The 14,341-nt window shown below is 70.8% G+C and carries 15 protein-coding genes; 11 read left to right on the top strand and 4 right to left on the bottom strand.

Annotated features, from left to right (window positions below; translation table 11 throughout):
* Positions 1-97: 97 nt before the first annotated feature.
* Positions 98-670 (bottom strand): helix-turn-helix domain-containing protein, encoded by a 573-nt coding sequence (locus tag ACWGKQ_RS18275; protein ID WP_453292929.1) that lies wholly within the window; start codon positions 668-670, stop codon positions 98-100.
* A 78-nt stretch (positions 671-748) separates the two neighbouring features.
* Here ACWGKQ_RS18275 and ACWGKQ_RS18270 point away from each other — a divergent pair, with 78 nt between their 5' ends.
* From ACWGKQ_RS18270 to ACWGKQ_RS18250, 5 genes are all read left to right on the top strand, one after another.
* Positions 749-1,741 (top strand): NAD(P)/FAD-dependent oxidoreductase, encoded by a 993-nt coding sequence (locus ACWGKQ_RS18270; RefSeq protein WP_453292928.1) that lies wholly within the window; start codon positions 749-751, stop codon positions 1,739-1,741.
* Positions 1,742-1,795: 54 nt separating this feature from the next.
* Entirely contained in the window at positions 1,796-3,334 is a 1,539-nt protein-coding gene (locus ACWGKQ_RS18265; RefSeq protein ID WP_453292927.1) for an ATP-dependent DNA ligase, read from the top strand.
* Positions 3,331-3,798 carry an NUDIX domain-containing protein gene (locus tag ACWGKQ_RS18260; RefSeq protein WP_453292926.1) on the top strand — a complete coding sequence of 156 codons (468 nt, stop codon included), beginning with the start codon at positions 3,331-3,333 and terminating at the stop codon, positions 3,796-3,798. Before ACWGKQ_RS18265 ends, ACWGKQ_RS18260 begins: the two co-directional genes overlap by 4 nt.
* A 75-nt stretch (positions 3,799-3,873) precedes the next feature.
* Positions 3,874-5,259, top strand: coding sequence for an NADP-dependent succinic semialdehyde dehydrogenase (locus tag ACWGKQ_RS18255; protein ID WP_453292925.1), 1,386 nt, complete (start codon positions 3,874-3,876; stop codon positions 5,257-5,259).
* 25 nt (positions 5,260-5,284) lie between these two features.
* Positions 5,285-5,515: a DUF6213 family protein gene (locus ACWGKQ_RS18250; protein WP_453292924.1), complete on the top strand. Its 231-nt coding sequence runs from the start codon at positions 5,285-5,287 to the stop codon at positions 5,513-5,515.
* An 81-nt stretch (positions 5,516-5,596) separates the two neighbouring features.
* Here ACWGKQ_RS18250 and ACWGKQ_RS18245 read toward each other — a convergent pair whose 3' ends face one another.
* Positions 5,597-6,265, bottom strand: a complete 669-nt coding sequence (locus ACWGKQ_RS18245; protein ID WP_453292923.1) for a thiaminase II/PqqC family protein — start codon at positions 6,263-6,265, stop codon at positions 5,597-5,599.
* A 184-nt stretch (positions 6,266-6,449) separates the two neighbouring features.
* On the opposite strand from ACWGKQ_RS18245, the gene ACWGKQ_RS18240 reads away from it, so the two are divergent.
* From ACWGKQ_RS18240 to ACWGKQ_RS18230, 3 genes are read left to right on the top strand one after another with little or no spacing between them, the layout of a single operon-like run.
* Positions 6,450-7,514, top strand: a complete 1,065-nt coding sequence (locus ACWGKQ_RS18240; RefSeq protein ID WP_453292922.1) for a type III polyketide synthase — start codon at positions 6,450-6,452, stop codon at positions 7,512-7,514.
* Positions 7,511-8,758 carry a cytochrome P450 gene (locus tag ACWGKQ_RS18235; protein ID WP_453292921.1) on the top strand — a complete coding sequence of 416 codons (1,248 nt, stop codon included), beginning with the start codon at positions 7,511-7,513 and terminating at the stop codon, positions 8,756-8,758. Before ACWGKQ_RS18240 ends, ACWGKQ_RS18235 begins: the two co-directional genes overlap by 4 nt.
* Before the next feature lie 7 nt (positions 8,759-8,765).
* On the top strand, positions 8,766-9,287 hold the full coding sequence (locus tag ACWGKQ_RS18230) for a cupin domain-containing protein (RefSeq protein ID WP_453292920.1): 522 nt from the start codon (positions 8,766-8,768) through the stop codon (positions 9,285-9,287).
* A gap of 94 nt (positions 9,288-9,381) precedes the next feature.
* Here ACWGKQ_RS18230 and ACWGKQ_RS18225 read toward each other — a convergent pair whose 3' ends face one another.
* Positions 9,382-10,608 (bottom strand): acyl-CoA dehydrogenase family protein, encoded by a 1,227-nt coding sequence (locus ACWGKQ_RS18225; protein ID WP_453292919.1) that lies wholly within the window; start codon positions 10,606-10,608, stop codon positions 9,382-9,384.
* A 172-nt stretch (positions 10,609-10,780) separates the two neighbouring features.
* Between ACWGKQ_RS18225 and ACWGKQ_RS18220 the strand changes: the two genes are divergently transcribed.
* A complete protein-coding gene (locus tag ACWGKQ_RS18220) occupies positions 10,781-11,425 on the top strand; it encodes a TetR family transcriptional regulator (RefSeq protein ID WP_453292918.1) in 645 nt (214 codons plus the stop codon).
* A gap of 69 nt (positions 11,426-11,494) precedes the next feature.
* Here ACWGKQ_RS18220 and def read toward each other — a convergent pair whose 3' ends face one another.
* A complete protein-coding gene (def, locus tag ACWGKQ_RS18215; protein WP_453292917.1) occupies positions 11,495-12,034 on the bottom strand; it encodes a peptide deformylase in 540 nt (179 codons plus the stop codon).
* Positions 12,035-12,184: 150 nt separating this feature from the next.
* Here def and ACWGKQ_RS18210 point away from each other — a divergent pair, with 150 nt between their 5' ends.
* Both ACWGKQ_RS18210 and ACWGKQ_RS18205 read left to right on the top strand, forming a co-directional pair.
* Positions 12,185-13,423, top strand: coding sequence for a MurT ligase domain-containing protein (locus tag ACWGKQ_RS18210; RefSeq protein ID WP_089105426.1), 1,239 nt, complete (start codon positions 12,185-12,187; stop codon positions 13,421-13,423).
* A 20-nt stretch (positions 13,424-13,443) separates the two neighbouring features.
* Positions 13,444-14,172, top strand: coding sequence for a type 1 glutamine amidotransferase (locus ACWGKQ_RS18205; RefSeq protein WP_382724809.1), 729 nt, complete (start codon positions 13,444-13,446; stop codon positions 14,170-14,172).
* The last annotated feature ends 169 nt before the right edge of the window (positions 14,173-14,341 follow it).

The raw sequence follows: 14,341 nt of genomic DNA, 5'->3' as shown, positions 1-14,341 counted from the left end.
CGACTGCGTCGTCCGACGGTCGTCTGACCGGGTCCATCGCATACTAAGCGGTCGCTTGCCATCGAGGGAACAGCCTCCCGGGGGAACGCCGGATTCGTCACGACCGCTTCGGCCGCGCCCGCACATGCATCCGCTCCCCCTGCGGTCCGAACAGGCTGAGGAACTCCACCGGCCCCTCCCCCGTCGACCCGAACCAGTGCGGCACCCGGGTGTCGAACTCGGCCGCCTCGCCCGCCCCGAGCACGACGTCATGCTCGCCGAGCACCAGCCGCAGCTTCCCGGACAGCACGTACAACCACTCGTAGCCCTCGTGGGTACGCGGCTCGGGGTCGAGTTTCCGCTGCGGTTCGACCACCTTGAAGGCCTGGAGGCCGCCGGGCTGCCGGGTGAGCGGCAGGAAGGTGCGGCCGTAGCGCTCCATCGGCTTGGCCCGCACCCGGGGATCGCCGGCCGGCGGGGCGCCGACCAGTTCGTCCAGGGGCACCTGGTGGGCCTGCGCGATCGGCAGCAGCAGCTCCAGGCTGGGCTTGCGCAGCCCGGACTCCAGCCGGGAGAGGGTGCTGACCGAGATGCCGGTGGTCTCGGAGAGGGCGGCGAGAGTGACCTCCCGCTCCTTGCGGATCCGGCGCAGCCGGGGTCCCACGCCCGCGAGGACGTCGTCCGTAGTCATGTCTGCATTGCAGTTTCGGCAAAGACGTTTGTCAATCCGGCAGCGACCGCGCGAGCCTCGGCCGCGGAGGTGGTCACCATGACCGATACAACCGATGCAACCGGTGCAACCGGTGCAACCGGTGCAACCGGTGCAACCGGTGCAACCGGTGCGTACGAAGTGGTCGTCGTCGGCGGCGGTGCGGCCGGGCTGTCCGCCGCGCTGGTCCTGGGCCGGGCCCGGCGCCGCACCCTGGTCGTCGACGCGGGCCAGCCGCGCAACGCGCCGTCGGCGCACCTGCAGGGCTTCCTGTCCCGGGACGGCATGCCGCCCGCGGAGTTCCTGGCGGTGGGCCGGGAGGAGATCGCCCGGTACGGCGTGGAGCTGGTCCGGGACCGCGCGGTGGGCGCGACCCGGGACGACGGCTTCACGGTGTCGCTGGCGAGCGGCCGGACGGTCCGGGCCCGGCATTTGGTCGTCGCCACCGGCCTCAAGGACGAGCTCCCGCCCGTCCCCGGGGTGGCCGAGCGGTTCGGCCGGGATGTGATCCACTGCCCGTACTGCCACGGCTGGGAGGTACGCGACCAGGCGTTCGGTGTGCTGGCCACGACCCCGATGAGCGTGCACCAGGCACTGATGGTCACCCAGTGGTCCAAGGACGTGACCCTCTTCCTGCACCAGGTCGAGGAGACGGAGCTGACCGACGACGACCTGCGGCGGCTGGCCGCGGCCGGGGTGCGGGTGGTGCCCGGCGAGGTCGCGGGGCTGCGGATCGAGGCCGACCGGCTGACGGGCGTACGGCTCGCGGACGGGAGCGTGCACGAGCGCGAGGCCCTGTTCGTCGCCCCGCGCCCGCTTCCGCAGAACGAGCTCCTCATCGGGCTGGGCGCGGAGATGCAGGAGACCCCCTTCGGTACCTATCCGGTGATCGACGAACGCGGCCTGACGACGGTGCCGGGCCTGTGGGCGGCCGGCAACGCGAGCGGCTTCGCCGAGCAGGTGGTCAACGCGGTGAGCCGCGGCTACCGGGCCGGCGCGGCGATCAACGGCGAGCTGCTCTTCACGGACCTGGACGCTGCCGTGCGGGTGTAACCCGGGCGCGCCCGTAGCGGTGTGGTCCGGCCGCGCCCGTTGCACCATGGCTGCATGCTGCTGAGCCGGCTCGCCGAAGTGTCCCGGGAGGTCGCCGCCACCGCGGCCAGGTCCCGCAAGACCGCGCTGCTCGCCGAACTCTTCCGGGAGACGGCCCCCGAGGACGTCCCGGTCGTCATCCCCTATCTGGCCGGGCGGCTCCCGCAGGGCCGTCTCGGCGTCGGCTGGAAGGTGCTGGGCCGGTCCGTCCCGCCGGCCGCCGCCCCGTCCCTCACCGTGCGCGGGGTCGACGCCCGGCTGACCGAGCTGGGCAAGGTCTCCGGCCCCGGCTCGCAGGCCGAACGTGTCAGGATCGCGGGCGAGTTGATGGGCGCGGCGACGGCGGACGAGCAGCGCTTCCTGCTGGGGCTGATCACCGGGGAGGTGCGGCAGGGCGCCCTGGACGCGGTGGCCGTCGAAGGGCTCGCGCAGGCGACCGGCGCGGACCCGGCCGCAGTCCGCCGGGCGGTGATGCTCGCCGGGTCCCTCCAGACGGTGGCCGGGGCCCTGCTGGCGGACGGCCCGCCGGCCCTGGACCGGTTCCGGCTCACCCTCGGCCGCCCGGTGCTGCCCATGCTGGCGCACACCGCCTCCTCGGTGGCCGAGGCGGTCGCGAAGCTGGGCGGCTGCGTGGCCGAGGAGAAGCTGGACGGCATCCGGGTCCAGGTCCACCGGGACGGCGACACGGTACGGATCTTCACCCGCACGCTGGACGACATCACCGACCGTCTGCCCGAAGTGACCTCGGTGGCAAGGGAGTTGAGGGGTAATCGCTTCATCCTGGACGGCGAGGTGATCTCCTTCGACGCGGCCGGGCGGCCCCGCTCCTTCCAGGAGACGGCGGGCCGGGTCGGCTCCCGGACGGACGTGGCGAAGGCCGCGCGGGAGGTCCCGGTCTCCCCGGTCTTCTTCGACGCGCTCTCGGTCGACGGCCACGACCTGCTCGACCTCCCCTTCGCCGAACGGCACGCGGAACTGGCCCGGCTGGTCCCCGAGCCGATGCGGGTGCGCCGGGCACTGGTGTCCGGCCCGGACGACACGACGGCCGCCGAGGAGTTCCTCGCGGCCACCCTCGCCCGCGGCCACGAGGGCGTGGTCGTCAAGGCGCTGGACGCCCCCTACAGCGCGGGCCGCCGGGGCGCCTCCTGGCTGAAGGTGAAACCCGTGCACACCCTGGACCTGGTCGTGCTGGCCGCCGAGTGGGGCCACGGCCGCCGCACCGGCAGGCTCTCCAACCTCCACCTCGGCGCCCGCAGTCCCGACGGCACCTTCGCCATGCTCGGCAAGACGTTCAAGGGCATGACCGACGCGATGCTGGAGTGGCAGACCGCCCGCCTCAAGGAACTGCAGGTCTCGGACGACGGCTGGGTGGTGACCGTACGCCCCGAACTCGTCGTCGAGATCGCCTACGACGGCCTGCAGCGGTCCTCCCGCTACCCGGCCGGCGTCACCCTGCGCTTCGCCCGGGTGGTCCGCTATCGCGAGGACAAACGGCCGGAGGAGGCCGATACGGTGGAGGCCCTGCTGGCCGCGCACCCGGAGGTACGGCGTTGACGGAGCCGAAGCGAAGCGCCGGACTGCTGTTGTTCCGGCGTACCGGCGAAGGCGTTGAGGTGTTGCTCGGCCATATGGGCGGGCCGTACTTCGCGAAGAAGGACGCGGGGGCCTGGACCGTCCCCAAGGGCGAGTACGAGCCGGACGAGCCGGCCTGGGCGGCGGCCCGGCGCGAGTTCCAGGAGGAACTGGGGCTGGCACCGCCGGACGGCGAGGCGATCGAGCTGGGCGAGGTCCGGCAGACCAACGGCAAGATCGTGACGGCGTGGGCGATCGAGGCGGACCTGGACCCGGCCGCGATCGAACCCGGCACCTTCGTGATGGAGTGGCCGCCGCGGTCGGGCCGCATCCAGGAGTTCCCCGAGCTGGACCGGGTGGCCTGGCTGACCCCCGACCGGGCCCGTGAGGTGATCGTCACGGCCCAGGCCGCGTTTCTCGACCGGCTGGCGGAGCACTCGGGCTGAACGGAGCCCCATACGTTGCGGTCGGCCCGGCCGCGCGGGAAGGTCATAGCAAGCCCGCTCCCAGGGAGGTCAGCCATGCCCATCGCGACGGTCAACCCGGCGAACGGCGAGACGCTCGAAACGTTCGAGGCCATGGACGAGGACGAGCTCGAACGCCGGCTCGAACTCGCCGAGGCGACGTTCCGTACGTACCGCACCAGCACCTTCGCCGAGCGTGCCCGGCTGCTGCACCGGGCCGCCGGCCTGCTGGACGCGGACCGGGACGACATCGCCCGCACCATGACCACCGAGATGGGCAAGCCGCTGAAGCAGGCCCGCGCCGAGGCCGGCAAGTGCGCGAAGGCGATGCACTGGTACGCCGACCACGCGGCGGAGCTGCTGGCCGACGAGGAGCCGGCGGAGACGGACGTGAAGGACTCGGGCGCGTCCCGGGTGCGGGTGCGCTACCGGCCCATCGGGCCGGTGCTCGCCGTGATGCCGTGGAACTTCCCGCTCTGGCAGGTGGTCCGGTTCGCCGCGCCCGCGCTGATGGCGGGCAACGTGGGCCTGCTCAAGCACGCGTCCAATGTCCCGCAGACCGCCCTGTACCTGGAGGACCTGTTCCACCGGGCGGGCTTCCCGGAGGGCTGCTTCCAGACCCTGCTGATCGGCTCCGGCGCGGTCGACGACGTCCTGCGCGACGAGCGGGTGCGGGCGGCCACGCTCACCGGCAGCGAGCCCGCGGGCCGCGCGGTCGCCGCCACCGCCGGCGAGATGATCAAGAAGACGGTGCTGGAACTGGGCGGCAGCGACCCCTACGTGGTGATGCCCTCGGCGGACATCGACCGCGCGGCGAAGATCGCGGTGACCGCGCGGGTGCAGAACAACGGGCAGTCGTGCATCGCCGCGAAGCGGTTCATCGTGCACACGGACGTCTACGACGCGTTCGCCGAGCGGTTCGTCGCGGGCATGGCGGCGCTGCGGACCGGCGACCCGATGGACGAGGGGACGGACGTCGGGCCGCTCGCGAGCGAGCAGGGGCGGAAGGACCTGGAGGAGCTGGTCGAGGACGCGAAGCGGTCGGGGGCACAGGTGCTGTGCGGCGGGCAGCGGCCGGACGGACCCGGCTGGTTCTACCCGCCGACCGTGCTCGCCGGGATCCACCGCGACATGCGCATCCACCGCGAGGAGGCGTTCGGGCCGGTGGCCACGCTGTACCGGGCCGGTGACCTGGACGAGGCGATCCTCATCGCCAACGACTCGCCCTTCGGGCTGAGTTCGAACGTATGGACGCGTGACGAGGCCGAGGTGGACCGGTTCGTACGGGATCTGGAGGCCGGCGGCGTGTTCGTCAACGGCATGACCGCCTCCCACCCGGCGTTTCCGTTCGGGGGTGTGAAGCGGTCCGGATACGGCCGTGAGCTGTCCGGGCACGGAATCCGGGAGTTCTGCAACATCACCACCGTTTGGCAGGGTGCGTGAGGGTTGCGCGGCTACGATCCCGGGTGTGAACCGCGAAGTGACTCTGCCTCTGATCGTCGACGACAGCGGGACCTTGCAGGTGGCCGCGGCCGACGTGAGTAAGTTGTTGCGGACGTTGGGGGCACGGTGGCTGCGTCTGGTGGAGGCCGACGAGGGTGGGCTGGACGAGGACACGGTGGCTGCGCTGACCATTGAGCTGGCGAAGCTCGCTGATCGGATCGACGTGGCTTGTATCGCCCACAGCAGTGGGGAGTAGGGGTCGTTCGGCTGGTGCGGGTGCGTCGTGGCTGGTCGCGCCCACGCGGCAGCAGCCGCAAATCGATACAGCCCCGCGCCCCTAAAGACAGGTCAGTTCAGCCAGCGACGTCCAGAACATCTGCTCGTACGCCTGGAGCAAGCGGCCGTGGGCATGCACCTGCCTCTCGTCGAGCCGCCCTGACTCCAGTCCCGCCTCCACGGCTGCCGATGCCTGCTGGTCCAGGGCCGGAGCCGGTTCGGCGAAAAGGTCGAAGAACGCGCAGGCCTCGTCGGTGAAGCCGTAATGCGTGCGCAGCCCCTCCGCGATGCGGGCGCAATACGTGCCCCACGTCGCGAAGTTGGCCGTGATGGCCAGGACGGCGTCCGTCGGGGTGGCGTTGAGGGCGAGCCAGGAGATGTACGCCGGGTACGCCTGGCAGCCCGGTAGGGGCTCGTACGCTTGCAGGCGCTCTTCATCCACTTCGCACGCCTCTGTGAACGCGCCCAGCCGCTCTGCCGCCAGTTCCTCGCCCTCGGCGAGCATGGTGAAGAACCCGGCGGCCGCAGGCTCCTCGGTGGCGCGCTGCGCCAGATGCAGGAACGCGCGTCGGTCGGCGGGGATCACTTGGTGTTGTTCCAGGGCAAGTGCGGCGAGCGTCTCCAGGCTCGCCCGGCCGCTGGCGACGAGGGGGACCAATGGATTGGCGTTCGGGTCCGGGGCAAGCTCTGACCTGGTCGTTTTCAGCATTTCCGCGGCCGTGCCGGGCATCGCGTCCTCCTCGTCTGGATACCTCTGTGCTGATTCGACCCTGACACGGGGTCACCGGTTCGGAGTAGTCCGGCGCGAGATCATCGCCCTCACGGGTGATCGTGAGGGAACCACCTCCTGAGGTGAACCACCTCTCTGACCGGCGGGCCAAAACCCGCCGGAAGGCTGAAAGCAGGCACGGTTCATGGCGACTTTGTGCAAACCCTCAGTGTCGGTCCCGGAGTACGTGATCACGATGGAGGAGACGCTGGAACTGGCGCGCTCCCACCACGAGAACCACCCGCAGCTGCCACTGGCGCTGAGACTGATCGAGAACACGGGCGTTCGCACCCGGCACATCGTGCAGCCGATCGAGGAAACCCTGAAGCACCCCGGCTTCGAGGAGCGCAACAAGCTCTACGAGCTCGAGGCCAAGGCCCGGGTCCCCGCAGTGATCCAGCGAGCGCTCGACGACGCCGAACTGCTCACCACCGACATCGACGTGATCATCTACGTCTCGTGCACGGGCTTCATGATGCCCTCGCTCACGGCGTGGCTGATCAACGAGATGGACTTCGACTCCACCACCCGCCAGATCCCCATCGCGCAGCTCGGCTGCGCGGCCGGCGGAGCGGCGATCAACCGGGCGCACGACTTCTGCTCGGCGTACCCGGACGCCAACGCGCTCATCGTGGCCTGCGAGTTCTGCTCGCTGTGCTACCAGCCGACCGACCTCGGCGTCGGCTCGCTGCTCTCCAACGGCCTCTTCGGTGACGGCATCGCCGCCGCCGTGGTCCGCGGCAAGGGCGGCACGGGCGTCGAACTCGAACGCAACGGCTCGTACCTGATCCCGAAGACCGAGGAGTGGATCATGTACGACGTGCGGGCCACCGGGTTCCACTTCCTGCTGGACAAGCGGGTCCCGGCGACCATGGAGCCGCTCGCGCCGGCTCTCCAGGACCTGGCAGGGCTGCACGGCTGGGACGCGTCCGACCTGGACTTCTACATAGTCCACGCGGGCGGGCCGCGGATCCTGGACGACCTCAGCAAGTTCCTCCAGGTCGACCCGCACGCCTTCCGGTTCAGCCGGTCCACGCTCACCGAGTACGGCAACATCGCCAGCGCGGTCGTGCTGGACGCGCTGCGCCGGATGTTCGACGAGGGCGGCGCCGAGCACCAGGCGCGCGGCCTGCTGGCCGGCTTCGGTCCCGGCATCACCGCGGAAATGTCGCTGGGTCGCTGGCGGCGTTCGGACGAAGAGGCGGCTTGACCGAGATGACGCTCACCGAACCGCTCGACCCCGCCGACGAGGCCCCCGGTGAGGCCGCCTGTCCGGTCCGGCACTGGGAAGTGCCGGACCTGACGGGGGTGGACTTCGACCCCACCCTGGCCGAGCTGATGCGGGAGGGTCCGGTCACCCGGATCCAGCTCCCCAACGGCGAGGGCTGGGCGTGGCTGGTCACCCGGTACGACGACGTACGGATGGTGGCCAACGACCCCCGGTTCAGCCGCGAGGCGGTGATGGAGCAGCCGGTCACCCGGCTCGCCCCGCACTTCATCCCGGACCGCGGCGCGGTCGGCTTCCTGGACCCGCCCGACCACACGCGGCTGCGCCGCTCGGTGGCCTCCGCGCTCACCAGCAAGGGCGTGGAGCGGGTCCGGGAGAAGGCCCGCCGGATGCTGGACGAGATCGTCGACGAGCTCGTCCAGGACGGCCCGCCCGCCGATCTCACGGCGACGGTCCTGAGTCCGTTCCCCATCGCGGTGATCTGCGAGGTGATGGGCGTACCGGCCGCCGACCGGCACAGCATGCACCTCTGGACCCAGCTGATCCTCTCCTCCAGCCACGGCAAGGAGGTCAGCGAGCGGGCCAAGCGGGAGATGAGCGCCTACTTCGGCGATCTCATCACCCTGCGCGAGGGCAGTACGGGCGAGGACGTGGCCTCCCTGCTGGGCGCGGCCGTGGGCCGCGGCGAGGTCACGCTGGAGGAGGCCGTCGGTCTCGCCGTCCTCCTCCAGATCGGCGGCGAGGCGGTCACCAACAACAGCGGGCAGATGTTCTACCTGCTTCTCACCCGGCCCGACCTCCTCGACCGGCTGCGCAGCGAGCCGTCGATCCGCCCCCGCGCGATCGACGAGCTCCTGCGCTACATCCCGCACCGCAGCGCGGTCGGCCTGTCCCGGATCGCCACGGAGGACGTGGACATCAAGGGGGTGAGGATCCGCGCGGGCGATCCGATCTACGTCTCGTACCTGGCCGCCAACCGCGACCCGTCGGTCTTCCGGGCCCCCGAGACGATCGACTTCTCGCGCAGCCCCAACCCGCACGTCTCCTTCGGGTTCGGCCCGCACTACTGCCCCGGCGGCCAGCTCGGCAGGCTTGAGGAGGAGTTGCTGGTGGACGCCCTGGTCGACCGGCTGCCCGGGCTGCGGCTCGCCGTACCCCCGGAGCAGGTCCCCTTCAGAAAGGGCGCGTTGATCCGGGGACCCGAGGCACTTCCGGTGACCTGGTGAGTGGCCCATGACCACGACCGAGGGACTCCTCGTACCACCGGGACACGGGCGCGTGGTCCAGACGCCGGCCCAGCGTGTCACCTTCAAGGTGACGGGCACGCACTCGCGGACGGCCTCCACCTTCGAGGTGGAGGTCCCGCCGGGCTTCGACGTGGGCGCCCATGTGCACACCCGCAGCGAGGAGCTGTTCTACGTCCTCGAAGGCGAGCTGGACGTCCTCGCCTTCGAGCCGCGCATCCGCACTCCCGACAACTGGCAGAAGTGGGAGTCCAGTTCGGGCACGCGGGTGGTACGGGCGACCCCGGGCACGGTGATCGTCGTACCCCCCGGCTGCCCCCACGCCTTCGCCAACCCGACGGACGCCCCGGCGCGGATGTTCTTCCAGGCATCCCCACCGCCGGACCACGAGCGCTACTTCGAGGAGTTGCTGGAGATCCTGGGCACCGACGGCCCTCCGGACCACGAGGCGATCGAGGAGCTACGGAGGCGCTACGACATCGAGCAACTCACACCGTTGAAACACCGGTGACAGTGCCTGCCTGCTCTTTTTTTGGGGGCGCGGGGAACTGCGCGAGCAACCACGACGCACTCGCGGACCGCATCGCGCAGAACCCCGGACGGCGCTACCGAATCGGCATCCCCGACAAGGTACGGGCGATCACCAGCCGCTGAATCTCACTGGTCCCCTCGAAGATCGTGTAGATCGCCGCGTCCCGGTGCATCCGCTCCACCGGATACTCCCGCGTGTACCCGTTGCCGCCCAGGATCTGGATCGCCTGGGCGGTCACCTTCTTCGCCGTCTCGCTCGCGAACAGCTTCGACATCGACCCCTCGGCCGCGGTGAACGGCTTCCCGTTCACCGCCATCCAGGACGCCCGCCACACCAGCAGCCGGGCCGCGTCGACGGCCGTCCGCATGTCCGCGAGCTGGAAGGCCACCCCCTGGTTGTCGATGATCGGCCGCCCGAACTGCTCACGGGTGATGGCGTAGTCGAGGGCGACCTCGAACGCGGCGCGTGCCGTGCCGACGGCCATCGCACCGACGGCGGGCCGCGAGGCCTCGAACGTGGCCATGGCCGCGTTCTTCACCCGCTCGCCGCTTGACTTCGCCCGCTCCCGGGCCCGGGCGAGGCGCTCGTCCAGCTTCGCCTTGCCGCCGAGCAGGCAGGAACCGGGCACCCGGGCGTTGTCCAGGACGACCTCGGCGGTGTGCGAGGCACGGATCCCGTGCTTCTTGAACTTCTGGCCCTGGGACAGCCCGGGCGTCCCCGGCGGGACGATGAAGGACGCATGGCCCTTGGAGCCGAGCTCCGGGTCGACGACCGCGACGACGACGTGGACGTTGGCGATGCCGCCGTTGGTCGCCCAGGTCTTCGTGCCGTTGATCACCCACTCGTCCTTGGCCTCGTCGTAGACGGCCCGGGTGCGCATGGAGGCAACGTCGGAGCCGGCGTCGGGCTCGGAGGAGCAGAAGGCTGCGACCTTTACGTCATTGGGGTCGCCGTACATCTGGGGGATCCAGGTGCCGATCTGCTCCTCGGTGCCGTTGGCGAGGACGCCGACGGCGGCCAGGCCCGTGCCCACGATGGACAGGGCGATGCCCGCGTCGCCCCAGAACAGCTCCTCCATGGCCATCGGGATGCCGAGGCCGGTGGGGTCGAAGTACTGCTGGGCGTAGAAGTCGAGGGAGTAGATGCCGACCTTCGCGGCCTCCTGGATGACAGGCCAGGGAGTCTCCTCACGCTCGTCCCATTCGGCGGCCGCGGGGCGGATGACATCGGCGGCGAAACCGTGCAGCCAGTCGCGGACCTCCTTCTGTTCGTCGTTGAGTTCCATGGTGAACTCGGCCATGACTCCTCCAGCGGCGGCGCATAATGTGTTACTAGCGGTAACCCGAGTCTGTTACTCGTCGGTAGGAAAAGTCAACTCCCGAGGTCACCTCGGCAGCCAGTTCGAGAGCGGACTGCTGTCAGGTGTTAGTTTGCGCAGGCGTCACGAAAACAGCACGGGGTGGGGAGAGCACATGGACACCACGCAGCGGACCGAACAGCAGCGGTCCGCCGACCGCCGACGGCGCGAGCTGTTGGAGGCCGCCGACCGGGTGGTGCTGCGCGACGGCCCACAGGCTTCCATGAACGCCATCGCGGCGGAGGCCGGCATCACCAAACCGATCCTCTACCGACACTTCGGCGACAAGAGCGGGCTGTACGCGGCACTGGCCAAGCGGCACACGGACGCCCTGCTGAACTCGCTCCGGGCCGCGCTGGACGCTCCCGCGGAGCGCCGTGAGCGCGTCGAGGCGACCTTGGACACCTACCTCGCGGCGATCGAGGCGCGGCCTCAGGTGTACCGGTTCCTGATGCATCCCGCGGAGGGCAGCACGGGCGCCGACCAGGGGTTCGACGTGGGGAAACATTCGGCTCCGCTGTTGCGGCGGATGGGTGAGGAGCTGGCACAGGTCATCGAGGACCGGCTGGATCTCGGGCCCGGCAGTCAGCAGCTGGCGCGGGTGTGGGGGCACGGGATCGTCGGGATGATGCATGCCGCAGGGGACTGGTGGCTGGGGGAACGGCCCTGCACTCGTGCGGAACTGGTGAAGAGTTTGGCGGACCTGCTGTGGGGTCGCTTGGCGGCTGCGGGGGACAAAATCGGAGGTCCGGGGTTCTGAGGGATGAGTTTCGGCTCACCGCCGGTGGGGGCTTGTCGCGCAGTTCCCCGCGCCCCCAGGGGGTTGCGCTCAGGGGCGCCAGGAAGATTTGGCCACCTGTCGCATCAGCCGTCGCTTGCGCCAGCCCGTTACGTGGTCGGCGTAGACACGGCCCTCCAGGTGGTCGGTCTCGTGCTGGAGGCACCTCGCGAAGAAGCCCGTGCCGTGGATCGTGATCGGCTCCCCCGTCGCCGTGAAGCCCTCGACCACGGCGTGGTCGTACCGCTCCGTGCCCGCCTCCAGGCCCGGCAGGGACAGGCAGCCCTCGGGGCCGCGGAGCGTCACGCCGTCCGCGGTCACCAGGCGGGGGTTCACCACGTGGCCGAGGTGGCGGACGTCCTCGTCGTCGGGGCAGTCGTAGACGAACACCCGCAGCGACTCCCCCACCTGGTTCGCCGCCAGGCCCACGCCCTCCGCCGCGTACATCGTCGCGAACAAGTCCTCCACCAGCCGGGCGAGTTCGGGGCCGAAGTCGGTGACCTCCGCGCAACGGGCGTGCAGGACGGGGTCGCCGAGCAGGGTGAGAGGCCGGACCCGCCCGTGGGCGCCCGGAATGGAACCTTGTCGCATGGGCGCAAGGGTACGGTTCGGATCGGCCCCTGCCCGCCGCGCAGGCGAGGGCCGGAATTCGGGTGTGCGAATGGATCTCGATAGGCTGACCTCACACCACGTTGCCGGATGGCTCAGGCGCGGCGCGTACGCAAGGAGGATCGAGAACTGATGGCAGGCAACTCGGACCCGCTCACGCCGCGGGCCAAGCTGGCCGTGACCGCGGGCAAGGCGGTCGCGGCGGCGTCCCGGGCGGCGGGTCGCGGCAGCGGATCCGTGATCGGCGGCCGGGTCGCGCTCAAACTCGACCCCGACCTTCTCGCCCGGCTCGCCCAGAACCTGGACGTCACGCTCGTCTCGGCGACGAACGGCAAGACGACCACGACCCGGCTCATCGCCGAGGCACTGAAGGCCGCGGGGCCGGTCGTCTCCAACGCGCTCGGGGCCAACATGCCGGCCGGCATCACGTCGGCGCTGGCAGGTGGCTCGGAGTCCAAGTTCGGTGTGATCGAGGTCGACGAGAAGTACCTGGCCGGGGTCGCCCGGGACACCGACCCCAAGTGCATCGCGCTGCTCAACCTCTCCCGCGACCAGCTCGACCGCGCCGCCGAGACCCGGATGCTCGCCGAGAACTGGCGGGAGGGCCTCGCCGGGACCAAGGCCGTCATCGTGGCGAACTGCGACGACCCGCTGGTGGTGTGGGCCGCGTCCTCCTCCCCCAACGTGATCTGGGTCGCCGCCGGCCAGATGTGGAAGGACGACGCCTGGTCCTGCCCGTCCTGCGGCGGCGTGATGCAGCGGCCCGGCGACGACTGGTTCTGCGGTGAGTGCGGGTTCCGGCGGCCGACCCCGAGCTGGGTGCTCTCCGGCGACCACGTGCTCGACCCGCACGGGTCCGCCTGGCCCATCCACCTGCAGCTGCCGGGGCGCGCCAACAAGGCCAACGCCGCCTCCTCGGCCGCCGTCGCCGCCGTCTTCGGGGTGCCGCCGCAGGTCGCCCTGGAGCGGATGTACCAGGTGCAGGCCGTCGCGGGACGCTACGACGTCGTGCAGTTCCAGGGGCGTGACCTGCGTCTGCTGCTGGCCAAGAACCCGGCCGGCTGGCTGGAGACGTTCTCGCTGATCGACCCGCCGCCGGCGCCGGTCATCCTCTCCGTGAACGCGCGCGGCGCCGACGGCACCGACACCTCCTGGCTGTGGGACGTGGACTACACGCGCCTGACCGGTCACCCGATCTTCGTGCTCGGCGACCGCAAGCTGGACCTCGCGGTGCGCCTGGAGGTCGCGAACCAGCACTTCCAGGTCTGCGACTCCCTCGACCAGGCCGTCCAGATGTGCCCGCCCGGCCGGATCGAGGTCATCGCGAACTACACCGCGTTCCAGGACCTGCGCCGCCGCGTCGGCAACTGACCACGAAGGACGAACAGTTCATGAGCGACAACCAACTGCGGCTGGTGTGGATCTACCCCGACCTGCTCAGCACCTACGGCGACCAGGGCAACGCGCTCGTCGTGGAGCGGCGGGCCCGGCAGCGCGGTCTCGACGTGGCCCGGCTCGACGTGCGCAGCGACCAGCCGATCCCGACCTCCGGCGACATCTACCTGATCGGCGGCGGTGAGGACCGTCCGCAGCGGCTCGCCGCCGAGCGGCTGCGCCGTGACGGGCACCTGTACCGGGCGGTGGAGAACGGCGCGATCGTGTTCTCCGTGTGCGCCGGCTACCAGATCCTCGGGCACGAGTTCATCAACGACCTCGGGCAGCGCGAGCCGGGCCTCGGCCTGCTCGACGTGACGACCGTGCGCGGCACCGGCGAGCGGTGTGTCGGTGACGTCCTCGCCGACATCGACCCGCGCCTCGGGCTGCCGCCGCTCACCGGGTTCGAGAACCACCAGGGCGTCACCCAGCTCGGCCCCACCGCCCGCCCCTTCGCCCGGGTCCAGCTGGGCAAGGGCAACGGCACCGGGGACGGCACGGAGGGCGCGTACAACGACACCGTCTTCGGCACGTACATGCACGGGCCGGTGCTCGCCCGCAACCCGCTCATCGCGGACCTGCTGCTGAAGCTGGCGCTCGACGTGAACGCGCTGCCGCCGATCGACGACCGCTGGTACGAGGCCCTCCGCAACGAGCGCATCGCCGCCGCTCAGCAGCCTGCGTAGGCCTTCGGGAACGGCCGGTTCCGGGGCCCGCCTGACAGGCTGTCCGCTCACATGTGCGGGCACGTCCAGCAGGCGGACGCCCGGTGCGGAACGACCCCCTTGCGCCGGTAGGGTGGCCGCGATGTCAGCCGGACAGCGTGGTCCGGTCTCCGGCCCACGTGGAGAAGGT

The organism is Streptomyces sp. NPDC054770 (assembly GCF_053611985.1).
The sequence above is the reverse complement of the archived record's forward strand: the minus strand, read 5'-3'. Positions and strand labels throughout refer to the sequence as shown.